Genomic DNA, 23,600 nt, shown 5'->3' on the forward strand with positions numbered 1-23,600 from the left:
ACAGCGCCGACGCTGCGCGTGACTACGGCGTGGATGTAGCCCCAGAGGCTGCGGGTGGACAAGTAACAGGTGAGGAAGACACCGCTTTAGTATTGAAATGGAGTGACTTTAATATCACTGACGATTCACCTGCTGCTGAACAGGGAATTGTGATTACTAATTTGCCAGCCTCTGGAACATTGGAGTTCCAAGATGTCAGTGGTCAGTGGCAGAGTGTGGCTGAGGATGCAAGCTTCTCCAGAGCGGAAATAGATGCTGGGCAACTGCGCTTTAAGCCAACCACTAATGAATCAGGCTTCGACAGCTATGGTGGTGAAGGGGTAGGGAACCAGGAAGCTGACTATGCTCAGTTGCAGTTCCTACCCACTGATGCGCACAACGAAGGAACTGAAGCTACTCTCACCATCGATATCAAGCCTGTTGCCGATGCACCCGCTATCTCAGTGTCGCTGGGTGACACGCTTGAGTCTGTACGTGCCTCAGTCATCACGGTTGAGCATAACGGCTCTACTATCACTATTGAGGGCTCTGACATCAGTGCTGAAGGAATCACTGGCGAGGTTATCAAACCACCGTTTAGTGATGGCAACCTAAACCCTGGTAGTGACAATAATACTAACGGTGTTGATGTTATTGCGCTCATCGGTGACTTCAATAAGCTGGTGAATGGTAACCAAGCAGTCAACTCGATCAACGGTGATGACAAAGACTATATCTACTTAAACAAGCCGTTAACGAGCTATGCCGTTAATCTAGGCGAACAGCACCAAAACTCTGGGTATGACGGAACCATCACCGATTTAGCAACGGGTGTGACCATTAGCGTCAACAACATTCGTGGGATTATATTTGGCGATGGTTCCACTAGGTTGCCCAGTGATGCGACTACCACTATTGCCCAGACAGGCTATGACATTATCGAGGTCGAACTCTCTGCCCTGTTAACTGATACTGATGGCAGTGAGGTACTTTCGGATATTATTTTGACGGACATCCCAGCTGGAGTTGAACTGACCGGTGAGGGTGTCGTTATGCAGCCGGATGGCAGTTGGCTGGTGGCTAATCCTACTGGGGATAGCATCGATCAGTTGATGTTGACGATGAAAGTGCCGGTGAGTGTCGGAGCTTTTGATATCACGGCTACGGTAACTTCCAGCGAGATATACGAAGATGCTACTGGAGACCAGCAAGTCATCGACAGTGAAACAAGCACTGATACCACCGCAGTAGAGCAATATAATATCGTGGTGGGTTCACCCGGTGGTGATACCATCACGGGTACCAGTGCAAATGACATCATTATTGGTGATGTTGCTGGTCTGCAGTTAGTACCAGGTGAAAACTACAATTTGGCGTTCATGGTAGACACATCGGGCAGTATGTCGAATGCCGATATTGCCAATGCTAAGGCATCGCTAACCAAAGTGTTCAATACTCTTAAAGAGAGTGTAGGCGAGGATAACGCCGGCACAGTAAACATCTTCTTGGTAGAGTTCGATACCCAGGCAGGGAGAAATGTCAGTGTTGATCTGTCGGATCCACAAGCGCTGTCGAAACTGCAGACAGTGTTAGATGGATTCCAGCAAGGTGGTGGTACTAACTACGAAGATGCATTTAAAACTACTGCCAACTGGTTCGCTACGGATACTGTCCAAGCTAATGCCGGCACTAACCTGACCTACTTTATTACCGATGGTTTGCCAACATATTATCAGGCTCATGAACAGGAGAGTGTTGTTGTCGCTTCGAGGGGAGACAGCCGCTGGAACTTGAACATCGATGATATTGATTATGTACCTGGTCAAGCTTATTCGATGAACATTGATGGTGAAGACAGGGAAGTCATCGACGTAAACGGTAATGTATCTAATTGGAATTTTAACTCTGGGATATGGCTACCCTTCGTAGGTTGGGTTGGTCGTGGTTGGACGAGTGGTGAAGTCATCGGGCAGGTCAATCCAGATGGGGTAGGTGGCTATGAGATTTCTGTACTTGGTGGTAATGGCAATAGCACCACACATACGGTAGTCCAGAACTCATCGGAAGCGTTTGCGCTGCTAGAGGATATGTCCTCGGTCAATGCAATCGGTTTAGGCAACGAACTGAATGAAAATAGCCTTCAGTCATATGACTCTGATGGCATAGTTCAGTCGAATATCGATCCGGAGCAACTTGCTGATGCCATACTTGGTGAAAATGTCCAATTGCCTTCCGGCGATGACACAATTTCCGGAGGTGAGGGAAATGATATCTTGTTTGGAGATCAGGTTACCTTCGCGGGAATAGAAGGTAACGGCTTGCCGGCTATGAAGGCTTATATTGCAGGCCAACTGGGTATCGCAGATCCTAACCAAGTTTCTGCCGAGCAAATCCATCAGTACATCAGCGAAAATCATGAAGAGTTTAATAACGCTACAGGGACGGGCGGTAACGATCTTCTGATGGGAGGGGATGGCGATGATATCGTGTTTGGGCAAGGTGGGAATGACACGCTAATTGGCGGTTCTGGCGATGATATCCTGGTTGGTGGGCTTGGTGCCGATACCTTCAAGTGGGAGTTTGGGGATCAGGGCACCACTGACACGCCGGCTACAGATCAGGTAATGGACTTCACTCAGGGAGAGTTCGGTAAGGACGACAATGCTGACAGACTCGACCTCTCTGATCTTCTGAAGGGGGAGGATAGTAGCGAGTACATCTTTGCCGAGGAAGATGGTGCAGGCAATGTCGTCCTTAATATCAGCGCTCAAGGTAGTACGAGCGGTGCTGATCAGCAGATAGCGCTTGAAGGTAAATCTTTTAGTGACTTTGGGGTCAATAATGGAGAGGATTTGATCGCTAAGCTGATCGCGGATGGTCAACTGAAAATCGACCAATAATCTATAATTGTTCTACTGATTAGCTTGATGGCCGCCCTGAAAAGGGCGGCTTTCTTGATTGCGAACCGTTTCATTTAGGGGGTTATCATGCTCTACACCAAACGCAATACATCCGGCGAGATCCTGATGCTCAGCAAAGAGCCAACGTCAGAGTGCAACGAAACGATTGACCCTGATTCACCTGAGGTACTGGCATTCCTTGCTGATCAGCCAGGATCCTCCGCACACTTTATAGCGTCTGACTTAGCGTTTGTGAGGGTGGTAGAAGATATTCTTGAGGTGTTACTAAACAAGGGAGTCATCACTTTCACTGACCTGCCTGAAGCTGCACAGGCGAAAGTGATGGAACGTAAGTCTTTGCGGGTTAAAAATGATGTAGGCTTGCTAAGCGACGACGACACTATCTAGAGTCGTCGTCGATTGCGGTTATGCGTTAAAGACGTACGCCTGGTCCGGTGGCTCCATCGACACCCACACGGAACAGGCAGGCTATTTCCTCATCGTCTGCGACGCCTTCTCCTATCACCTGAATGCCCAGTGAATGGCAGAGCGTGGCCATGCCGCGGACGATGGTTTGCTGCTCATTTGAAGCATGCAGTTGGTGAATTAGACTGCTATCCATTTTTAAGTAAGCAAGTCCCACATCGTGTAAGTCTGCAAGTTTGGTGAATTCTGCCCCTACATGCTCTATACCAAACGTACAACCAAGGGGACGTAAGGCGGTACAAAGACCCCGTAAGCTGCCAATCGCGTGCGTGCTAAGCGTGGCGGGCACTTCAAAGCAGAGCTGCTTTGCCAATAGTGGGTGTGCTGCCAACAGAGTCCGTAGCTCGTTAACAAACTGTGTATTAGTGATCGATGCCGCAGAGAGGTTAATGCCTACCGGTTTTAGATCATCTTCTAGATTAGCAAGCGCTTTTTTGACTACGGCTAAATCAAGCGCTGGCTCCATCTCAAAACGAGTTATCCAGGGAATAAAGACACCGGCGGTTTGCCACTCCCCACCTAGCAGTAAGCGAGCCGGGCATTCGTAATGGATGATGTCTCCGTGAGCGTCTACTACCGGGAAGTATGCTAACTCAGGGCCAACCAGGATTGCTGCTTCCAGTGCATTTCGCCATTCGGCATGGCTGCTGTAGAGTGAAATACGCTTGCGCTGACGCACGACTACCTGTTCAAAGGACGTTAGGCTTTCGGCTTGTGCCAAAGCGTCATCCAGAGTGGCTAACAGTGTGCCGCGATCATCATGTGGAGCATAAGGTACAATCGCCGTTGGTAGATAAACCTCCACGTCGGGCTGCGTGGCGGCTACCTCGGCTAAAGCTGCCATCACCTGAATTCGAAGTTCCTCAACATCATCCATAAGCGGCAGCATAAAGATAAAATCACTGCCGTTAAGGCGGCCTACCATTGGTTCTGCCGACGCACTATCCAATTGCCCCAACTGGGTAACTAGCGTATTTAATAGTTGGTCGGTGGCAGCGTAGCCGAGCTGCTCGTTGAGTGACTCTAATGCCTGGACGCGAACCATGATCAACATGCCTGTTGCGCGGGCATCTTCACTGCCCAATTGAGACGAAAGCTTACCCATAAACACATCGCGATTCAGCGCACCGGTGACTCGGTCATGCTGCAAATGGCGGCGTAACTCGTCCAACTTATGGCTTTCATGACTGAGCATCTGATGGACATTGGCAGACAGCACGTTCATTGCTTGAGTGACTTGGCGTAACTCCAGCGTGCGTGGCTCTTTAATAGTGGTAAACCGCCGCGCACTGATATCCTGAGCTTGAGTGACGACGCGGGAAAGGGGGTGCTTAATACCACGAACGATCACGGTAGCAATTGCTAAACTAATCACTCCGGCAAGTAAAAACCAGGCAGCGAGTTCCAGCATGCTGCGCCATAAAGAGGCGTAGGCAAAACTGTGTTGGCTCTCAAGCTCCAACGTACCGTACTGTCGCCAGCCATCTTGAATCGTCGCGGTGCCGTTGGGCACATCAAACTCAATAAGCTGACGAAACCAGGCGGGCACATCGCCACTGTACTCTTCGGCTGAGCGCTCAATAAGCACGCTATCGTCCGTATTGCGCAGGGTGATTCGGCGGTAGTAGCCGGTGTCAAATTGAGCTGCGATTAACAGTTCGAGGGTGACAAGGTCTTTATCGAGCTGGCTCATTGAAAGCGCCAGAGCGGTAGCATTGTCTGCGTTCTTAATGCGCACTTCCTGTTCGATATAATCGCGGCTAGTGGTAATACTAATGGCGAGACTACCAATGAACGACAGCAGCAGCAGGGCGATAATGGCAATCCAAAGTTGTTTGATAAGTGACATCGTGCCAATTCCTCTTAAATGAAACCCTGGGTTTGCATACGTTCGATGACGCTGCGCCAGCGTGATAGCCGAGCCAATGGGTCAGCGCGTGATTCAGAAGAACCACCTGCCCAAAGTCCATCGCTATTAAAACTAAACAGTGGGTCGAGATCCGTACGCTGAGAGGCAGGGGTGATAGACGGTACAATATTGTCTAGCACCAACGGTTCTGCATCTGGGGACGAGTAGTAGCCTAGCACCATGTGGGCTTGGGTAATTTGACTACGCCCAATGCGCGCACGGACATAAATCATGCGTAGGTACTGGCTAGTAACGCCTAATTGTTTAAGGGTAATGTACTTGGCAATGGAGTAATCCTCGCAATCTCCCTGGCCTTTACCCATTGCTTCCAAAGGCGTAGCCCAATAATCCTCTTGCCCCCACACCTGGATATCGTCAATCCACCGGATGCGGCGATTAAAGAAGTCATTAACCCCACGCAGCTTGGCTTGAACGTCTTGGTTTTGTAGCTGTTGAAGCAGGTTAAACCACTCCTCTAATACGGACAAACCAGCCTGCCCATACTGTTGCTGCATGCTTTGGCGTAGGCGTTGCGGATCAAACGCTGCGGCAGGCGTTGGATGAATGCCAAGACCTGCGCCTAACCAAAGCGCGCCGACTGTTGCTAAGAACTGTCGACGCGAGAATGTAGGAGTGTGATGCGAGGATGCAGGCATGAGTCGCCGTTAGTAACCGCCAAATAGGGCTTAAGATTACAAGCTGACGGGTGGAAGTGCTACACCTCTCAGTCAAAAGGCTGGGGTTATTGAATCGTTGCCTGATGCGTTGTTTCTAATAGGGAATCAAGTAGCGGCTCAAGTTCGGGCCATACATTGTCGAGGATAATCGGCTGAGCATCGGCGGTAGGGTGAATGCCATCGCTCTGCATTAACGCCTCGTTCAGGGCGATATCTTCCAATAAAAAAGGCACTAGGGAAACGTCATACTCTTCCGCCAGCGAGTGGAAAACCCCGGTGAAGGCGTCTCGGTATGCTTGGCCATAGTTAGGCGGGATATCGATCCCCAGCAGCAGCACCTGAGCACCAGCGTCTTGACTCTGCTCAATCATACTGGCTAGGTTTGCCTGCATTTGATTGGGTGATAAGCCGCGTAGACCATCGTTGCCGCCCAGCTCAATGAGAACAATATCCGGCTCCCGCTGTCCGAGAAGGTCAGTGAACCTTTGTAATCCTCCGGACGTCGTTTCACCACTAATGCTGGCGTTAATGACTTGGGCATCACCTGCCAAGCGTTCTTCCAGTAGGCTCACCCAGCCCTCATCACGCTCTATGCCGTAAGCGGCGCTTAAGCTATCACCCATCACAAGCAGAGTGGGGCCTGGGTTTATGTCTGCGTTGACAGGCTCTGCGTTGATAGACGATGAGGCAAAGGTGACTATCAGCAGCACTAGCCATCCGGTTACCATGCGGTTCAGTCCATGCCATGCCATAGGGATGCCACGCTTCATGTCTTATTCCTCAAGTTCAAGCTCTTCAAGTTCAAGTTCCTCAGATAAAGCTGCCAATGCTGCTACGGATATATCCATGTCGAGCGAGGCATCCCAAGGTGAGCGCCAAGCTACTACCGACAATCAAGCGGTAGCCGATGTTCCCCGCGGCGCTGTTAGGCAAGCCGTGCTGCACGCTGACAAACTTTCTAAAAAAGTCACCAGCGGTGAACGCTCGCTCACCATCTTACACGACCTGTCGCTGAGCGTAGCGGCGGGAGAGAGTGTAGCGATTCTGGGTAAGAGCGGTGCGGGTAAATCAACGCTTTTGGGGCTATTAGCGGGTCTTGATACGCCGAGCGACGGTGAGCTAACGCTGTTTGGGCACGCATTAAGCCGTTTGGATGAAGATGGTCGAGCAGCGCTGCGTGCCGGACGAGTAGGCTTTGTATTCCAGAACTTTCAATTGTTGCCCACTTTGAGCGCGCTTGAAAACGTCATGTTGCCCCTTGAATTATCGCCCCGCGCCGGGGAAACGCAAACCGCTGCTCAGTGGTTGGAGCGTGTTGGGCTTGGTGAGCGAGTGAATCACTTACCCAAACAGCTTTCTGGTGGCGAGCAGCAGCGCGTTGCCGTGGCTCGTGCTTTCGTGACCGACCCCGAGCTGGTATTTGCTGATGAACCCACCGGCAATCTGGATCCGGATACCGGTGCGCAAGTCATTGATCTGCTCTTCCAGCTCAACCGTGAGGCGGGCACTACGCTTATACTGGTTACTCACGACCACGCCTTGGCGCGGCGCTGTGATCGCTGCTTGCGACTAGATCATGGCAAGTTAGAAGCCGTACTTGAAAACATCGTGCCAACTGCCGCTTCGATTGATGAGGGCGCGCAATGAGTGATGTGAATTGGCGTTTGGCGATGCGCAGCCTCAAGCGGGATCTGCGCGCAGCTGATGTGCGTGCGCTATTTATTGCCCTGGTATTGGCTGTCGCGGCCTCCACCATGATTGCGTTTTTTCTTGATCGGTTAGAGCGCGGTCTGGAGCGCCAGGCAGGGCAGATGTTGGGCGGTGATTTGGTGCTAGAGCAGCGTGACCCTTTTTCAGCGGAGCTGAGAGAGCGCTTGGAAAACGCTGGTTTTGTGCTTAGCGACCAAGTGGACTTGGTGTCGATGATTAGCCGCGAGGGGCGCTTTCAGCCTGCCAGCTTAAAAGCCGTGGATGAAGTCTACCCTCACTACGGTGTCTCCTACGTAGACTTTGGCGATGGCACCGAGCAAATTGCTTCTGGTCCTCCGCCAGGAGAGGCGTGGGCGGATCCACGCTTGATGGAACTGGTCGAAATCGAGCTGGGTGATCGAGTACAGGTGGGTCAAACTGAACTGGCAGTAACGGGGATCATCGAGCGCGAAGCGGATCAATCCGGTGGTTTTGGTAGTTTTAACCCGCGCTTGATGCTCAATACGGCAGATGTCGAGGCAACGGGCCTGGTTCAAGAGGGCTCGCGGATTGAGTTTGAAATTCTAGCCGCAGGCCCGCCGGAGGCGCTCGATCAAGTGCAAAGCTTGCTTGCTGAGTTACGCCGCAACGGAGTAGAGGTGCGGGATGTTCGCGTTGACCGCCCCCAGCTTGGCAATGCGTTACAGCGGGCAGAAAGCTACCTGGGATTAGCCGGGTTAGCGGCGGTATTACTCGCGGGTGTGGCCGTGGCAATGTCTACCCGGCGTTATGTCGAGCGCCATTTGGATACCGCTGCGCTACTGCGCTGTTTTGGTGCCAGCCAGCGTCAGTTAGTGACGATTTTCACCCTTCAGTTACTCGGCTTGGCACTGGTCGCGGCAGTCATCGGAGCGCTGCTTGGCCTTCTTGGTCAAGCGGTGCTGATTTGGCTGTTGGTGAGTTTTCTACCCATGACACTTCCGCCACCGGGGCTGATGCCACTTGGGTTGGGGGTCTTTACCGCGCTTGCCGTGCTCGTTGGATTTGCCGGGCCAACGCTGTTACGTATCAAGCAAGTCAGCGCACTAAAAGTACTGCGTCGTGAGCTAGATCCACTGCCTCCATCGGCCTGGCTGGTCGTCGGCGTAGCGAGCATCGTGTTTGGTGGGTTGCTTTGGCTCTACTCGGGTAGCCTGCCACTGGCGATTGGACTGTTGATCGGCGGTGCGCTGCTGCTTGGCGTGCTTTGGATGATTAGCGCCTTGTTGCTTAGCGGCCTATTGCGTGCTGTGCAGCGGTTCTCGGGACGCAGTGAGTGGTCACAGGCACTTCGCTTAGGCGGACGTCAATTGGCACGGCGTCGCCAAGCGGGCCTAGGCCAGTTGCTGGCCTTCTCGGTGACCTTCTTTGCCATGGCGATGATTGTCTTGGTACGTGGCGATTTGCTAAGCACCTGGCAGGATCAACTGCCTGAAAATACGCCCAACTACTTTGCCATCAATATTCAGCCCTCCGAGCGTGACCCTTTTGAAGCGGCGGTTTCGCCGCGCGTGGAAACCCAAAGCACCCTCTACCCGATGGTGCGTGGGCGAGTGATCGCGATCAATGATCAGCCACCCAGAGAGGCCGTGCCGCCGGATGCCCGTGGCGACAACTCGCTACGCCGCGAACTCAACCTTACTTGGCAATCTGAAGTGCCAGAAGGCAACCAAGTGGTGGCTGGCGAGTGGTTCACGCCGGCGCAGCTGGGTAGCAACTCAGGCAGTGAGAGCAGCGATGAAAGCCAAGGTTGGATGAGTGCCGTGGAGACAGCGCCACAGTTGGAGCCAGTACCCATCTCAATGGAGGATGGGCTCGCCGAAAGGCTTGGACTAAGCATTGGTGATGAGATGACCTTCTCGGTGGGTAGCGACGAGATCACTACCCAAATTACCAGCCTGCGCAGTCTGAATTGGGATAGCTTCCAGCCTAATTTCTTCGTCATCTTCCCGCCGGACGTGCTGGAGCAGTTTGGCCATAGTTACATTACCGCTTTTCACCTGCCAGAGGCGGAACAGGAACTGATTCGTGAATTGATCACCGACTTTCCTGGCGTCTCGTTGCTTAATGTGGACGCGATTTTAGGTCAGGTGCGGGATGTGCTTGCCCAGGTCACCCGGGCAGTGGAGTTGGTGCTCGCCTTGGTGCTACTGGCAGGGATTAGCGTGCTGTATGCCGCGCTGACCGCAAGCCGCCCGGTGCGTGCCCATGAAAGCGGCCTGCTGCGCGTATTTGGCGCAGGCAGCAGAATGATTTCACGGGTACAGGGAGCTGAGTACGCGCTGTTGGGTTTTGCCAGTGGTTTGATGGGCGCAGTACTTGCGGAGCTAACCTCAGCCGTACTGTATATTTACCTGCTGGATCTTACCCCGCGTTTGCACCTGGGACTATGGGTTTTCCTTCCCGTTGGCGGGGCGCTATTGATCGGTGTCATTGGGCATGCGCTTTCGCGGGGTTTGCGTCGTCAGGCGCCGGCAGCCAGCCTGGGCCTACTGGGTGAAGCTTAATTCGATGAGGCTTTGACGACTTATGAATCAGCGGGCCAGCCAAAAACCGACAACGGTGGCGCTGATGACAGCAACAAAAAAGACCATATTACGGGCGCGGGTATCACGACGTGGTTTCATAACGGCACCAACACTATGTTGAGGTGAAATATTCCTAGCATGGTAACGTTTGTCGCCTACGCCGTCATCTTGCTGGCCCAGTGACGCGACCGTTTGTTTAGGATTATTAGCTGTTTATTCAGGACTTTTACTTATGCCCCACACCACCCCGGCAGCGCTCTCTGTTGCGCCAAAGCTGCTTTCGCTTGCCCAAGGTCGCTTAGCGGCGCTGAGCTGGGGCCATGCTGACGCCCCAACTTGGTTAGCCTTACACGGCTGGTTGGATAATGCGGCCAGCTTTACCCGGTTAGCCCCGCTGTTGGTAGAGGCGTTGGATATTCGCATTGTGGCGCTGGATTTTCGCGGCCATGGTCATTCGGCACACGCACCACAGGGCGGTGACTATGCCCTTTGGGACTATTGCCATGACGTGTTGGATGCCATGGAGTCCTTGGGTCTGGAGCAAACCAGCTTACTGGCCCATTCCATGGGGGCGGCAGTGGCCTGCTTGCTCGCCGCTTCGTTACCTGAGCGTGTCGAGCGGCTAACGCTAATTGATGGACTTGGGGCGCTCAATACGCCCATTGAAGAGACTGCCAACCAGCTGCGTAAGGGACTTACAGCCTACCGTCGGCCGCTATCACGAGCGCCGCGTTACCCCGATATCGAGAGTGCTGTCGCTGCGCGTGTTGCTGGTGGAGTTACACCGATGGATAGCATCACGGCAACACCGTTAGTAGAGCGTAACACCCAGCCTACTGCCGACGGGCATGTGCAAATGCGCACCGACAGCCGGCTACTTAAGCCGTCCCTGGTGCGTTTTACTCCGCAGCAAGTGCTATCGCTACTGGCGGAAATTAACGCTCCGCTGCTATTGATAGAAGGCGAGCAGGGGATTTTAGGCGAGCGAAAATGGGCTCAAGAGGCACGGCAAGCGGCCAAAGGATTAACCCGCAAGGTGCTCAAGGGGGGGCATCATTTACACTTGGAGCCTAGAGCAGTGGCGCAAGTCGCCTCGGCTATCGGCGTTCATTGGGGTAACACTGGTGCCGTTTAGGAAAGGAAAGCAGCATGAATGAATTGGCTCACGTGAGCAGTGGTAATAAAGTCGCTCTGGTATTGGGCAGCGGTGGCGCCCGTGGCTACGCGCATATCGGCGTGATCGAGGCGCTGGAGGCGCGGGGGTTTGAAATTATTGCCGTATCAGGGTGTTCAATGGGCGCAGTGATTGGCGGTATTTATGCCGCAGGTAAGCTGCCTGAATACCGTGACTGGGTATGTCAACTTGACTACCTGGATGTGCTCAAGCTGGTTGACGTAACCTGGAGCTCGATGGGGGCGATGCGTGCCAGCAAAGTCATGAGCAAACTGGAAGCGCTGGTCGGCGATATTCTGATTGAAGACCTAGCGATCCCCGTTACCACGGTAGCGACAGACTTAGTGCGGCAACGGGAAGTGTGGTTTCAAAGTGGCCCATTGCTGCAGGCGATTCGTGCCTCAATGGCCGTGCCGGGTGTTATAACCCCTGTTCATCTGGGCGAGCAGGTGCTGGTGGATGGCGGGCTGCTCAACCCGCTGCCGATTATGCCCATGGTAGCCGCGCACCAAGCAGACTTTGTGGTCGCAGTTAATGTGACTGCCCATAGCCCATTGCCGGTGACCTTAGAGGAGTTACTGCCCAAAGAGGAGGAAGCCGCCGATAGTCGCACCCAAAGCGAGATCGACCGCGATCAACGCATGGGCAGTTGGATAGGCGAGGTGCGTGCTGCTACCCAAAAACTGTGGGCTGGGCTGGGCGGCAATGGTGATGGCGCAAACGGGGAGAACGACGACAAAGAGCTAGAAGAAACCACTGAAGCGCGCGGCAAGCGCGAGTGGAGCAAGCTCGATATGATTTTGGAGTCATTCGATATTACCCAGGCGGCGTTGGCAAAGTACAAAGTGGCGGGGTATCCACCCGATGTGCTGATCGAAATCCCCAAAACAGTGTGTAGTACTTACGAATTTTACCGGGGCCGAGATTTGATTCGTCTTGGCCGCCATTTGGCAGATGAAGCGCTGGAACGCCGGATGCCCGGTATCGCTTCCGATGCTACCGAGTAACGGCTACTGACTCCGCTTGCGCAGTAGGATGTACACTGCCCCAGTGCCACCGTCGATATCGATGGCCGAGCAGAACGCCAACACCCCCGGCCACTCTCGTAGCCAGGTATTGGTATGGCTTTTGAGTACAGGAAAGTCAGAGGTGGTACCCCACGCTTTGCCATGCACCACCAGCACACAGCGCAGACCTTGCCCCGCTGAATCACGCAGAAAACTCTCCAACTCCGCGCGGGCCTCCTCCAGCGTATAACCATGCAGATCAAGCCCCGCCTGCCATGCGGTTTGGCCGCGCTTTAGCTGGCTAAACGTACGCCATGGCAAGTCGGGCACGCTGAACTCGAGGTACTCTGAGGGGCGCACGGCTTCCACCCGGCCATCCGAAGTGCGCCCGCTGGATTGAGGGGCGCTGCTCTCGACTGCCGCGTTGCGCCGTGCTTCATGGGCCTTAACGTCGCGCTTGGGTTTGCCTGGGTCGGCCTGATTGGTGGCGATAGGGCGTACCCCCGCCGCCTTCAAGGCGTCGCGGAAGGCACTGATATCGTCATCATTCGGCAGGTGGCGGTGTCGCGTCATGTCAGGCTCGGGTGGCAGAAAAATGGGGTAGCACAGGTGAAACAGTTAAAGAAGCACAGTATAGCGGGCTGAGCGTTGCTGTGAACCGGGCGGCGTGAAAGGTACAATCTTTTATTCGTCATATGGCTCAGCTTCTATTGCCTGCAGTCATGATTATCGTTAACCAGGAGCCGCTGTGACCACGCATTTAAACGTTGAGCATTCTCACTCAACCCTTTCCCTGTCGGAGTCGTTGCTGGTGAGCCAGCTCTTTACGCTGCGCGACTACCTGCGCTGGGTCTCCAGCGAGTTTTATCTGGCGGGCCTGCACTACGGCCATGGTACCGATTCTGCCTGGGATGAGGCGGTGGCACTCTGCTTGGGTGCGCTGCACCTGCCGTGGAATATCGACCCCAGTGTGCTAGAAGCGCGGCTGCTGCCCGTGGAGCGCCAGCGGATTATTGCCTTGGCGCGGGAACGTGTTACCACCCGCCGCCCGCTGCCTTATCTGCTCGGCGAAAGCTTCTTTGCCGGTCACCCGTTTAGCGTTGACGAGCGCGTGCTGATTCCGCGCTCGCCGATTGCCGAGCTGATTGAAGACGGCTTTGCCGCCTGGTTTCCCGAAGAGCCACCCGCTAGCGTACTGGATCTATGCACTGGCTCCGGTTGTATCGGCATTGCTACGGCACTCTATTTGCCCACCTGCGAAGTGGCGCTTGCTGATATCAGCCAGGATGCCCTGGCCGTGGCACGGCAAAATATTACCCGCCATGATGTGGGAGACCGGGTGCGAGCGGTGGAGTCGGATGTATTCAGCGGCTTGGAAGGTCGACGTTTTGATCTCATCGTCTCCAACCCGCCCTATGTTGATGCCCGTGACCTGGCCACCATGCCTGCTGAGTTCCGCCATGAGCCCTCCTTGGCACTGGGGGCAGGCAACGATGGCTTGGATATTGTCCGGCGCATACTGCGTGAAGCGCGGGAACACCTAACCGATGAGGGCTGGCTGATTGTAGAAGTCGGCAACTCTGATCGCCATGTGGAAGCGGCGTTTCCCGACGTGACTTTCCTATGGCTTGAATTCGAGCGTGGCGGCCAGGGCGTATTTGCCTTGAGCGCCGCTGAACTCGACGCCCATGCGGCGTCTTTCCAGTGAGGAACTAACCGCCATGTCTGGCAATACGTTTGGCAAACTATTTACCGTCACTACTTTCGGTGAGAGCCACGGCCCTGCGCTCGGCGCGATCGTTGATGGCTGTCCGCCTGGGTTACCGTTAAGCGAAGCAGATTTGCAGCACGATCTGGATCGCCGTCGGCCGGGCAGTTCACGGCATACCACCCAACGTAAAGAGCCTGATCAGGTGCGCATCCTGTCAGGGGTGTTTGAAGGCAAGACCACCGGTACCTCTATTGGCCTGTTAATCGAAAATACCGACCAGCGCTCTAACGACTACTCAAAAATCAAAGAGCAGTTTCGGCCAGCGCATGCGGATTACACCTATCACCATAAATATGGCCACCGCGACTACCGCGGCGGCGGGCGCTCCAGCGCCCGTGAAACTGCTATGCGAGTAGCCGCAGGGGCGATTGCCAAGAAATATTTGGCCACCCAAGGTGTTCAGATTCGCGGTTATATGAGCCAGCTAGGCCCCATTAAGATTGATTTTAAACAGTGGGAGTCGGTGGATAAAAATGCCTTTTTCTGCCCCGATCCAGAGCGCGTCGCCGAACTGGAAGCCTATATGGATCAGCTGCGCCGCGATCAGGATTCGGTAGGTGCCGAGATCACCGTGATTGCCGAAGGGGTGCCGGTAGGGCTGGGCGAACCGGTGTTTGACCGCCTGGATGCTGACCTAGCGCATGGTTTGATGAGTATTAATGCGGTAAAAGGTGTGGAGATAGGCGCAGGGTTTGGTTGTGTGGCCCAGCGGGGCAGTGAACACCGTGACGAGATGACGCCTGAAGGCTTTCACTCCAATCATGCTGGAGGCGTACTGGGTGGTATTTCCAGCGGCCAACCCATTGTGGCTCGCTTAGCGCTAAAACCGACGTCCAGCATTACCACACCTGGCCGCTCTATCGATATCCATGGACAGGCCGTCGAAGTGATTACCAAAGGGCGTCACGACCCCTGCGTGGGTATTCGCGCAACGCCCATTGCTGAGGCGATGATGGCGATTACGTTGCTGGATCACTGGCTGCGTCATCGCGGCCAGAATAGTGAGGTGAGCGTTGATACGCCGCGTTTATCCCAGCGCTAACGCAATACGGTGAGGTTTGCAGTTCACTGCTACACTCAAACAAAACAGTGCAGGAGCCGCCTATGAAGATTAACGTTGAGTTTGATCTTACCCCGGACGAGTTTCGCCAATCTCTGGGGTTGCCGGATGTCGAAGCCTTCCAGAAAAATCTGCTGGAAAATATCCAGCGGCAAATGGAGTCTGGGGTAGAGGGCTACGACCCCATGAGTCTTATGAGGCCCTTTCTCCAGCAGCCGATGATGCAGCAAGGGCTCTCTCAAGGGCTATCTGAAGGGCTGTCTCAAGGGCTAGCCAACTTCGGCACTTATCAGCAAATGATGTTGGATATGTTGCGCCAAGCGGGCAGTGCCAGCACTAATTCCACTAGTACCTCTTCGGCTAACGGCAGTGCGTCTGAGCAGGGTGGTAACACCAGCACTAAAAGCAGTGCGGCGAGTTCCAGGGCGAGCAGTACTAATAATAGTGCCAATAAAAGTACCAGTAGTGGTGGTAAGGCCAAGTCAACAGCGTCGTCGCGCTCACGTTCCGGCTCAAGCACACGCTCAACATCCAAGCGCAGTGATTCATAAATCAGTAACGATAGACTGGCAAAAATAGATTGTGGGGAAGTGAGAAAGCGCTTGGTAAAGATCGCTAATGGCGATATGAGAGAGGCAATGCAGAGACGTTTTTGCAGCGTTACTGAATGCAGCTACTTAAAACAGTGTCGCTGTTGCAATGCAGCATGCCAAGGACTACTCTTTTTGCAGTGCAGCAAATCAAGGTAAGGCAAGATCAGTTAGATCACTATGAGTCACTCCAAGGCTCATGCCAAGGAACTAAACAGGAGCAGACACTATGCAAGATAATATGATGGACGCCTTCAACGCCCAAACTAAGCAAATGTTTGAGCCCATGCGTAAAATTAATTCGCTGATGCTCAACAACATGGAAAAAATGACCCAGTATCAGCTGGAAGCCATGAAGCGCTACAGCCAGATGGGTACAGAGCGCATCCGTAGCGCCACTGAAATTCAAGACGCAGAAAGCCTGCGTGATTTTGGCACCAAGCAAGCTGAAATGATGAACGAGCTTTCCCAGCAGATGCAGGAAGACGCGCGTGTCATGAGCGAAATGAGCCTGCAGTTTAAGTCTGAAATGGAAAAAATGTTCAGCGAAGCCGGTCAGCAAATGTCCGAGCAAGCCAAGGCTGCTACTAAAAGCGAGCAACCTGCCAAAGCCTCTAGTCAGTCATCGCGCAAAAGCTGATTAGTGACTTCATCGCGGCGCTCAAGGGCGCCGCGATGCATTTATAAGCTTAAATTTATATATGCTTACATAGCCAAAGTGGTCGGTGCGCCCGAAGATAGGCGTAGGGAGAATGAGTATGCAGTCAGCGTGGCACAATCCGTTCCAGGCAATATCACAAGGGCTATCTGACAGCCTGTCTCAAGGACTTTCTCAAAGACTCTCTCAAGGACTGCCTGAAGGGTTATCTCCAGCGGAGATAGAAGCCTGGAATAATCAGCTTAAAGAGATTAGCGAACAGTACCAAGGATTGATGCAGGATCTGCTTTCCCGTATTGCGCCCAGTGAAGCCGCCGACTCAATTTACAGTGATATGCGTGAAAGCTTTGAAGCGGGTGCGCAGTCATTAATGCAAAACCCTACGCTGCTGTGGGAAACCCAGAACCGTTTGCTTCAAGACCAGTGGCTATTGTGGCAGCAAGCCCTGCGTGGCATGGCTGGCGAGCAAATAACGCCGCTGATTACCCCGGCTAAAAGTGACCGTCGCTTCAAAGATGAAGCATGGACTCAAGACCCTCACTACATGGCCATTATGCAGCAGTACTTACTGTTCTCGCAGATGGTAGAAGAGCTGGTTGAAAGCTTAAGTGGGTTGGATGAAACCCAGAAGCGTAACTTGATGTTTTACGCCCGCCAGTTGGTCAATGCGATGGCGCCAACTAACTTTATGACCACCAACCCAGAGGTTATGCGCCGCACTATTGAGACCCGTGGTCAAAACCTAGTGGATGGTTTAGCCCGTTTACGTGAAGATTTAGGTAACTCTGGTGAAGGTATCAACGTCCGCATGACAGACCGCGCTGCCTTTGGCGTGGGCGAAAACATTGCGGTAACGCCCGGTTCGGTGGTGTATGAAAATGAACTGATCCAGTTGATCCAATATACGCCAACGACGGAAAAGACCTTTAAAACGCCGTTGCTAATGGTGCCGCCGTGGATCAATAAGTATTACATTCTCGATCTGCGCGAAGATAACTCAATGGTGAAGTGGCTGGTGGATCAAGGCCATACGGTATTCTTGATCTCTTGGCGTAATCCTGGCCCGGAGCATCGCGATATCACCTGGGCTGACTATATGCAGATGGGGCCGATCAGCGCGATAGAAGCTATCGAGCAGGCCTGTGGCGAGAAATCGGTTAATCTACTCAGCTACTGTGTCGGCGGCACGTTAACGGCATCGACGGTAGCGTACCTCACCAGCACTCGGCGTGGGCGCAAAGTAAAGTCGGTGACCTATATGGCCACGCTGCAGGATTTCCGTGATCCTGGCGATATCGGTGTATTTCTCAATGAGCGGGTGGTTGAAGGGATTGAACAAACGCTAGAAGCGAAGGGCTACCTTGATGGCCGCTCGATGGCTTACACCTTCAACTTGTTGCGTGAGAATGACCTGTTTTGGTCGTTCTACATTAATAACTACTTGAAGGGTGAGACGCCTGCCGCCTTTGATCTACTCTACTGGAATACCGATGGTACCAATTTAACCGCAGGTACCCATGCCTGGTATTTACGCCATATGTACTTAGAGAACCGCTTGGTTGAGCCCGGCGGCATTGAGCTGGATGGCGTGAAAATTGATCTGCGCAAGGTGTCGGCTCCCAGCTATTTCGTTTCCACCAAAGAAGACCACATCGCCAAATGGAACAGTACTTACTATGGGGCGTTGCTACCCAAAGGGCCGGTTACCTTTGTGCTAGGCGGCTCGGGTCATATCGCAGGTATCGTCAACCCGCCTAATAAAAATAAGTATGGCTACTGGACTAACGACACACTACCTGAAAACCATGAGGAGTGGCTTGCAAGTGCTACGGCTCAGGAGGGCTCCTGGTGGCCTCACTGGCAGGCGTGGATGACCGACAATGGCTATGCCGATAGCGAAAAAATGGTGCCTGTACGTCAACCCGGTGACGGCGAGCTCAAGGTGATCGAGCCTGCGCCAGGGCGTTATGTGAAAACCACCATTCCCGAAGTGCTGGGAGAAGTCCCGTCTAAGTCTTAATGGCGTGTCTTAATGGCGTCGTCGCTGATGTCAAAACCCAAAAAGCCCGCTGAAAATCAGCGGGCTTCGTTTTATCATGGTTCAATTACGAATTAAGTAGTCGAAAGCGCCCAGCGACGCTTTGGCGCCTTCGCCCATGGCGATGATGATCTGCTTGTAGGGCACGGTAGTTACATCGCCTGCAGCGAAGACGCCGGGCACCGATGTCATACCGTGAGCATCGACGATGATCTCACCGCGGGGCGTCATTTCTATTGGAGAACCTTTCAACCACTCGGTGTTAGGCACCAGACCAATCTGAACAAAAATACCTTCCAGCGCGATGGATTTGCTCTCATCGGTGGTGCGGTCTTTATAGTTCAAGCCATTCACACGGCTGCCATCGCCCGTTACTTCGGTGGTTTGTGCGTTGAGGATAATATCGACGTTAGGCAGACTCTTGAGCTTTTTCTGCAGCACCGCGTCGGCGCGCATCTCACCCATAAACTCTACGAGCGTGACATGGCCGACAATACCCGCCAGATCAATCGCCGCTTCAACGCCAGAGTTACCTCCGCCAATCACCGCTACCCGCTTACCTTTGAACAGCGGGCCGTCACAGTGAGGGCAGTAAGCCACCCCTTTGTTGCGGTACTGCTGTTCGCCGGGCACATTCATTTCGCGCCAGCGGGCACCCGTCGCCAGTACCAGGGTTTTGCTCTTAAGCGTCGCACCCGACTCCAAAGTAATTTCGTGCAGCCCACCTTCAGCCTCGGCTGCTTTAAATGCTGTGGCAAGCTGCAGGTTCATGACATCGACTTCGTAATCTTTTACGTGCTCTTCAAGCGCGCTAACCAGCTTGGGGCCTTCGGTATGGGAAATGGAGATAAAGTTTTCAATTCCCATGGTGTCAGCCACCTGACCACCGAAACGCTCAGCGGCAATGCCGGTGTTAATGCCTTTGCGTGCTGAGTAAATAGCGGCTGCCGCGCCTGCCGGGCCACCACCAATGACAAGCGTATCGAAAGCGGCTTTCTCGTTTAGCTTTTTGGCATCGCGTTCTGCGGCACCTGTATCAACTTTGACCAAAATTTGCTCAAGGGTCATGCGGCCTTGATCGAACGGCTTACCGTTCAGATAGATGCTTGGCACTGACATGATTTCCCGCGACTCAACTTCGTCCTGAAACAGAGCCCCGTCAATAGCGACGTGACGAACGTTCGGGTTGAAGATAGCCATGAGGTTAAGCGCTTGAACCACGTCAGGGCAGTTCTGGCACGAGAGCGAGTAGTAAGTCTCGAAAAGCATCTCACCGTCGAGGGCTTTGATTTGGTCGAGTAGCTCAGTAGACGTTTTAGGTGGATGGCCGCCGACTTGCAGCAGTGCCAACACCAGCGACGTGAACTCGTGGCCCATGGGGATACCGGCAAACACCACGCCAGTCTCTTCACCAGGGCGGTTGATCGCAAACGATGGCGTGCGGGCGTCCTGACCATCGCTGTGTAGGGTAATCTTATCGCTCAGGCTGCTGATGTCCTCAAGCAGGCCGAGAAGTTCTTGTGACTTGGCACCGTCATCGAGGGAGGCAACGATCTCGAACGGCTGAGTCACTTTTTCCAGATACGCTTTTAACTGGGATTTTAAATTGGCGTCCAGCATGACGATCGCTTCCTCGCAGTAAACATGTCGGTGTTTGATCACAGGACACACAGTAAAAACGTGCCCTTAAAAAAACACCCGAGCTGGTGCCCGGGTGTCGCGCTGCCAAATAGAGCTACTAGAGGCTTAAAAAATGTCCGTTTGGCAGCCGTGGGCAGTTTAGATTTTGCCTACGAGATCCAGCGAGGGCGCGAGTGTTTCTTCGCCTTCTTTCCATTTAGCCGGGCACACTTCGTTCGGGTTGGCACGAACGTATTGAGCAGCTTTCACTTTACGCAGCAGCTCTTCGGCGTTACGGCCAATGTTGCCAGCGTTGATTTCGACAATTTGGATTTTACCGTCGGGGTCGACAACGAAAGTGCCACGCTCAGCGAGCCCCGCTTCTTCAATCAACACTTCGAAGTTACGTGAAATCTGTAGTGTGGGATCGGCGATCATTGGGTACTGCAGCTTGCCGATAGTCTCTGAGCTGTCATGCCACGCTTTGTGAGTAAAGTGGGTGTCGGTTGAAACGCTGTAGATTTCAACGCCCAGCTTCTTGAACTCGGCATAGTTATCGGCCAAATCGCCCAGCTCAGTGGGGCAAACAAAGGTAAAGTCGGCCGGGTAGAAGAAGAAAATAGACCACTTGCCTTGTAGATCCGCTTCAGTCACATCGACAAATTCGCCATTCAGGTAAGCAGTGGCTTTAAACGGTTTTACTTCAGTGTTGATCAAGGACATTCAGATAATCTCCAGTTGTCATGAGTGTAGGGTTTATAAAGTAGTGCTAATGCTAACGGCTAACGACTAATGTCTAAAATTAAAAAAAGCCATCCAGCTAATAGCATTACCCTATTGGCGAATCAAAGGTCGCTGTTTTGCTAGACAATTAATGGGGGCGTTAGACAAAAATACAAGAATTTTTCACATTGGCTTGCGGTAGGCGTCACTGCACCGCAAAATTCGCACGGTCAGCATTATGGCCTACGCTATTGTTAGCCGCTGACGGCTGTTTCCGACAGCGGTAGGGCACATTTGGTAAAAAAATTGGCAAAACATTTGGCTGAATTGTTTAGTGAATGGCTAAGACAACAGGAGCAGTGATAATGGGGAACATCCACAAACTTTCCGCGGCCGTTGCGGCTATCTCATTCGCCGCAGCGGCTAGCGCTGCCCACGCCGAAGAGGTGCGGGTGTTTAACTGGTCAGACTACATTGCTCCGGAAACGCTGGAAAAATTTACCGAGCGAACCGGCATTGAAGTGACTTATGACGTTTATGACAGCAATGAAATTTTGGATGCCGCACTGCTCGCCGGACGTTCCGGCTACGATGTAGTGGTTCCTTCTACCTACTACTTCACCCGCCAAGTGAAGGCAGGTGTTTTTCAGCCGCTCAATCATGAATTGCTGCCCAATTTAGACAACCTTAACCCCGAACTGATGGCCAACCTGGAAACCATCGATGCCGGTAGCGAATACTCGGTTCCCTATATGTGGGGTACTAATGGGATCGGCTATAACGTTGACCGGGTAAAAGAAATTTTGGGTGACGACGCACCGGTAGATAGCTGGGCACTGCTGTTTGATCCTGAAATAACCGCTGCATTGAGCGAAGCAGGCTGCGGCTTGTCGATGCTGGATTCTGCCGATGAAATGCTCTCGCCCGCCATGGCGTACCTGGGTTTTGATCCCCTGAGTGAAAATCTGGACGATATTGAAGCCGCTGGTGAACTGATTGCCGGCGTTCGCGACGACATGACCTATTTTCACTCCTCCCGCTATGTGTCCGATCTGGCGAATGGTGATATCTGCGTAGCCGCTGGCTACTCGGGTGATATTTTCCAGGCCGCCGATCGTGCCGAAGAAGCAGGGCGTGATTTCACCATCGCCTACAGCATTCCTAAAGAAGGCGCCGCGCTCTGGTTCGATATGATGGCAGTACCTGCCGATGCACCTAACACTGAAAACGCTCACGCCTTTATTAACTTTATCCTCGACCCGGAAATCGCCGCTGAAATTACCGAGTACGTGCGTTATGCCAATCCTAACGCGGCGGCCAATGAATATCTCTCTGAAGAGATCATCAATGACCTGGCTATCTACCCAGAAACCGAGGTCATGCAAAACCTATACGTGCAGGCTGAAAAGCCTCAAGATGTGCTGCGTGCTCGTACGCGCATTTGGAACCGCGTAAAGTCTGGTCGTTAAACCGACATTTATCCGACGGCGGGCCTGGGGTTAATTCTCTCTGGCTCGCTGCTCGTCTTTTTTAATGCCCGGATTGCCGGGCCTTTTGATGGGAGTGGCGAATGGTCACTACGCCCCTGTCGAACGAGCCTTCATCTGCTTCGCCAATCACGCCTTCTTCGTCGCGCCCCCAGGGTAAAACCCCGCGGTTTGCTGAAGATGTGGTGCTGGAAGTAAAACGCTTAAGCAAGCGGTTTGATGATGCGCTGGCGGTGGATGATGTCAATTTGCAGGTTAAGCGCGGAGAAATTTTCGCGCTATTAGGTGGTTCCGGGTCAGGTAAATCAACCCTGCTGCGCATGTTGGCGGGCTTTGAGACGCCCTCCGAAGGGCGTATTTTATTAGACGGTGAAAATATCACCGCTATGCCTCCGCACAAGCGGCCTATCAATATGATGTTCCAGTCCTATGCGTTGTTTCCGCATATGACGGTGGCGCAGAATATTGCCTTTGGTTTAAAGCAGGACAAGCTCCCCAAAGCGGATATCGACGCTCGCGTCGCGCAAATGTTGAAACTGGTGCATATGGAGCGCTTTGCCAAACGCAAACCGCATCAACTCTCTGGCGGCCAGCGCCAGCGTGTAGCACTGGCGCGTTCGCTGGCCAAGCGGCCTAAGCTGTTACTATTAGACGAGCCCATGGGCGCACTGGATAAAAAACTGCGCACTGAAATGCAGCTTGAAGTGGTCGAGATCATCGAACAGGTGGGCGTTACCTGCATTATGGTCACTCACGACCAGGAAGAGGCGATGACCATGGCCGATCGTGTGGCGATCATGGCCGATGGCTGGATTGAGCAGATAGGCTCGCCGATCGATATTTATGAAAGCCCGGTGAGCCGTATGGTGGCGGAATTCGTCGGTACGGTGAATCTGTTTGAAGGCGAGATTAGCGAAGATGCTGCTGACCACTGCCGCATCGTCGCTCCCGCGCTCGAGCGGCCCATCTATATTGACCACGGTATTACTACCCAGGCGGTAGATCGGCGGGTTTGGGTCGCGCTGCGCCCTGAGAAAATTTGGCTCACCCGTGAAAAGCCCACTACGGAGTACAACTGGGCGGCTGGCAAGGTGGATGATATTGCCTATTTAGGCGGTTTCTCGCTCTACTACGTGCGCACCCAGTCGGGCCAAATCATTAAAGTCAGTATGGCCAATACAGAGCGTCGCGGTGATCGACCTACCTGGGAAGACAGTGTGTATGTCTACTGGGAAGATCACAGTACGATTGTTTTGAACCGCTAG

Annotated in this window: 18 protein-coding genes and 1 pseudogene; 13 read left to right on the forward strand and 6 right to left on the reverse strand. The window is 53.3% G+C overall.

Annotated features, from left to right (window positions below; all coding sequences use genetic code 11):
* Together HZU72_RS20555 and HZU72_RS20560 are read left to right on the forward strand one after the other, a co-directional pair.
* Positions 1–2,879: type I secretion C-terminal target domain-containing protein (locus HZU72_RS20555; RefSeq protein ID WP_180095483.1), on the forward strand; the 2,879-nt coding region annotated here is incomplete at its 5' end.
* 87 nt (positions 2,880–2,966) lie between these two features.
* Positions 2,967–3,287, forward strand: a complete 321-nt coding sequence (locus HZU72_RS20560) for a hypothetical protein (RefSeq protein ID WP_022522757.1) — start codon at positions 2,967–2,969, stop codon at positions 3,285–3,287.
* 25 nt (positions 3,288–3,312) lie between these two features.
* Here the strand turns inward: HZU72_RS20560 and HZU72_RS20565 are convergent, their stop codons facing one another.
* The 3 genes from HZU72_RS20565 to HZU72_RS20575 form a co-directional block, all read right to left on the reverse strand.
* Positions 3,313–5,214, reverse strand: coding sequence for an EAL domain-containing protein (locus tag HZU72_RS20565; protein ID WP_180095485.1), 1,902 nt, complete (start codon positions 5,212–5,214; stop codon positions 3,313–3,315).
* Positions 5,215–5,228: 14 nt separating this feature from the next.
* Positions 5,229–5,930, reverse strand: coding sequence for a transglutaminase-like cysteine peptidase (locus HZU72_RS20570; protein ID WP_180095487.1), 702 nt, complete (start codon positions 5,928–5,930; stop codon positions 5,229–5,231).
* An 86-nt stretch (positions 5,931–6,016) separates the two neighbouring features.
* Positions 6,017–6,721 carry an arylesterase gene (locus HZU72_RS20575; RefSeq protein ID WP_180095489.1) on the reverse strand — a complete coding sequence of 235 codons (705 nt, stop codon included), beginning with the start codon at positions 6,719–6,721 and terminating at the stop codon, positions 6,017–6,019.
* 76 nt (positions 6,722–6,797) lie between these two features.
* Between HZU72_RS20575 and HZU72_RS20580 the strand changes: the two genes are divergently transcribed.
* The 4 genes from HZU72_RS20580 to HZU72_RS20595 all read left to right on the forward strand — a co-directional run bounded on the left by HZU72_RS20580 (position 6,798) and on the right by HZU72_RS20595 (position 12,388).
* Positions 6,798–7,598 (forward strand): ABC transporter ATP-binding protein, encoded by an 801-nt coding sequence (locus HZU72_RS20580; RefSeq protein ID WP_235976195.1) that lies wholly within the window; start codon positions 6,798–6,800, stop codon positions 7,596–7,598.
* On the forward strand, positions 7,595–10,186 hold the full coding sequence (locus HZU72_RS20585; protein WP_180095491.1) for an ABC transporter permease: 2,592 nt from the start codon (positions 7,595–7,597) through the stop codon (positions 10,184–10,186). The genes HZU72_RS20580 and HZU72_RS20585 overlap by 4 nt, the downstream gene beginning before the upstream one ends.
* Positions 10,187–10,439: 253 nt before the next feature.
* Entirely contained in the window at positions 10,440–11,342 is a 903-nt protein-coding gene (locus HZU72_RS20590; protein WP_180095493.1) for an alpha/beta fold hydrolase, read from the forward strand.
* A 14-nt stretch (positions 11,343–11,356) separates the two neighbouring features.
* On the forward strand, positions 11,357–12,388 hold the full coding sequence (locus tag HZU72_RS20595; protein WP_180095495.1) for a patatin-like phospholipase family protein: 1,032 nt from the start codon (positions 11,357–11,359) through the stop codon (positions 12,386–12,388).
* A gap of 3 nt (positions 12,389–12,391) precedes the next feature.
* Here the strand turns inward: HZU72_RS20595 and HZU72_RS20600 are convergent, their stop codons facing one another.
* Entirely contained in the window at positions 12,392–12,961 is a 570-nt protein-coding gene (locus HZU72_RS20600; RefSeq protein ID WP_180095497.1) for a Smr/MutS family protein, read from the reverse strand.
* Between the two features lie 175 nt (positions 12,962–13,136).
* On the opposite strand from HZU72_RS20600, the gene prmB reads away from it, so the two are divergent.
* The 5 genes and pseudogenes from prmB to phaC all read left to right on the forward strand — a co-directional run bounded on the left by prmB (position 13,137) and on the right by phaC (position 18,487).
* Positions 13,137–14,096 (forward strand): 50S ribosomal protein L3 N(5)-glutamine methyltransferase, encoded by a 960-nt coding sequence (prmB, locus tag HZU72_RS20605; RefSeq protein WP_180095499.1) that lies wholly within the window; start codon positions 13,137–13,139, stop codon positions 14,094–14,096.
* A 13-nt stretch (positions 14,097–14,109) separates the two neighbouring features.
* Positions 14,110–15,201 (forward strand): chorismate synthase, encoded by a 1,092-nt coding sequence (gene aroC / locus HZU72_RS20610; protein WP_180095501.1) that lies wholly within the window; start codon positions 14,110–14,112, stop codon positions 15,199–15,201.
* A gap of 62 nt (positions 15,202–15,263) precedes the next feature.
* Positions 15,264–15,555: pseudogene (locus HZU72_RS24265) on the forward strand (hypothetical protein); the annotation flags it as partial.
* A gap of 483 nt (positions 15,556–16,038) precedes the next feature.
* Positions 16,039–16,449, forward strand: coding sequence for a phasin family protein (locus HZU72_RS20620; RefSeq protein ID WP_007113285.1), 411 nt, complete (start codon positions 16,039–16,041; stop codon positions 16,447–16,449).
* Positions 16,450–16,567: 118 nt separating this feature from the next.
* Entirely contained in the window at positions 16,568–18,487 is a 1,920-nt protein-coding gene (gene phaC / locus HZU72_RS20625) for a class I poly(R)-hydroxyalkanoic acid synthase (RefSeq protein WP_180095505.1), read from the forward strand.
* 81 nt (positions 18,488–18,568) lie between these two features.
* On the opposite strand, the gene ahpF is transcribed toward phaC, so the two are convergent.
* Together ahpF and ahpC are read right to left on the reverse strand one after the other, a co-directional pair.
* Entirely contained in the window at positions 18,569–20,125 is a 1,557-nt protein-coding gene (gene ahpF / locus HZU72_RS20630; RefSeq protein ID WP_180095507.1) for an alkyl hydroperoxide reductase subunit F, read from the reverse strand.
* A gap of 159 nt (positions 20,126–20,284) precedes the next feature.
* Positions 20,285–20,842, reverse strand: coding sequence for an alkyl hydroperoxide reductase subunit C (gene ahpC / locus HZU72_RS20635; RefSeq protein ID WP_443089501.1), 558 nt, complete (start codon positions 20,840–20,842; stop codon positions 20,285–20,287).
* Positions 20,843–21,213: 371 nt separating this feature from the next.
* Here ahpC and HZU72_RS20640 point away from each other — a divergent pair, with 371 nt between their 5' ends.
* Together HZU72_RS20640 and HZU72_RS20645 are read left to right on the forward strand one after the other, a co-directional pair.
* Entirely contained in the window at positions 21,214–22,317 is a 1,104-nt protein-coding gene (locus HZU72_RS20640) for a polyamine ABC transporter substrate-binding protein (RefSeq protein ID WP_180095511.1), read from the forward strand.
* Between the two features lie 101 nt (positions 22,318–22,418).
* On the forward strand, positions 22,419–23,600 hold the full coding sequence (locus tag HZU72_RS20645) for an ABC transporter ATP-binding protein (RefSeq protein WP_022522774.1): 1,182 nt from the start codon (positions 22,419–22,421) through the stop codon (positions 23,598–23,600).

Origin of the sequence: Vreelandella sedimenti (assembly GCF_013416325.1) — a bacterium.
Lineage (GTDB): Bacteria > Pseudomonadota > Gammaproteobacteria > Pseudomonadales > Halomonadaceae > Vreelandella > Vreelandella sedimenti.

Bases quoted from the DNA above. Each gene is read 5' to 3' on its own strand.
- HZU72_RS20560 (WP_022522757.1), top strand. From the start codon at position 2,967: ATGCTCTACACCAAACGCAATACATCCGGCGAGATCCTGATGCTCAGC.
- HZU72_RS20565 (WP_180095485.1), bottom strand. From the start codon at position 5,214: ATGTCACTTATCAAACAACTTTGGATTGCCATTATCGCCCTGCTGCTG.
- HZU72_RS20570 (WP_180095487.1), bottom strand. From the start codon at position 5,930: ATGCCTGCATCCTCGCATCACACTCCTACATTCTCGCGTCGACAGTTC.
- HZU72_RS20575 (WP_180095489.1), bottom strand. From the start codon at position 6,721: ATGAAGCGTGGCATCCCTATGGCATGGCATGGACTGAACCGCATGGTA.
- HZU72_RS20580 (WP_235976195.1), top strand. From the start codon at position 6,798: ATGTCGAGCGAGGCATCCCAAGGTGAGCGCCAAGCTACTACCGACAAT.
- HZU72_RS20585 (WP_180095491.1), top strand. From the start codon at position 7,595: ATGAGTGATGTGAATTGGCGTTTGGCGATGCGCAGCCTCAAGCGGGAT.
- HZU72_RS20590 (WP_180095493.1), top strand. From the start codon at position 10,440: ATGCCCCACACCACCCCGGCAGCGCTCTCTGTTGCGCCAAAGCTGCTT.
- HZU72_RS20595 (WP_180095495.1), top strand. From the start codon at position 11,357: ATGAATGAATTGGCTCACGTGAGCAGTGGTAATAAAGTCGCTCTGGTA.
- HZU72_RS20600 (WP_180095497.1), bottom strand. From the start codon at position 12,961: ATGACGCGACACCGCCACCTGCCGAATGATGACGATATCAGTGCCTTC.
- aroC (WP_180095501.1), top strand. From the start codon at position 14,110: ATGTCTGGCAATACGTTTGGCAAACTATTTACCGTCACTACTTTCGGT.
- HZU72_RS20620 (WP_007113285.1), top strand. From the start codon at position 16,039: ATGCAAGATAATATGATGGACGCCTTCAACGCCCAAACTAAGCAAATG.
- phaC (WP_180095505.1), top strand. From the start codon at position 16,568: ATGCAGTCAGCGTGGCACAATCCGTTCCAGGCAATATCACAAGGGCTA.
- ahpF (WP_180095507.1), bottom strand. From the start codon at position 20,125: ATGCTGGACGCCAATTTAAAATCCCAGTTAAAAGCGTATCTGGAAAAA.
- HZU72_RS20640 (WP_180095511.1), top strand. From the start codon at position 21,214: ATGGGGAACATCCACAAACTTTCCGCGGCCGTTGCGGCTATCTCATTC.
- HZU72_RS20645 (WP_022522774.1), top strand. From the start codon at position 22,419: ATGGTCACTACGCCCCTGTCGAACGAGCCTTCATCTGCTTCGCCAATC.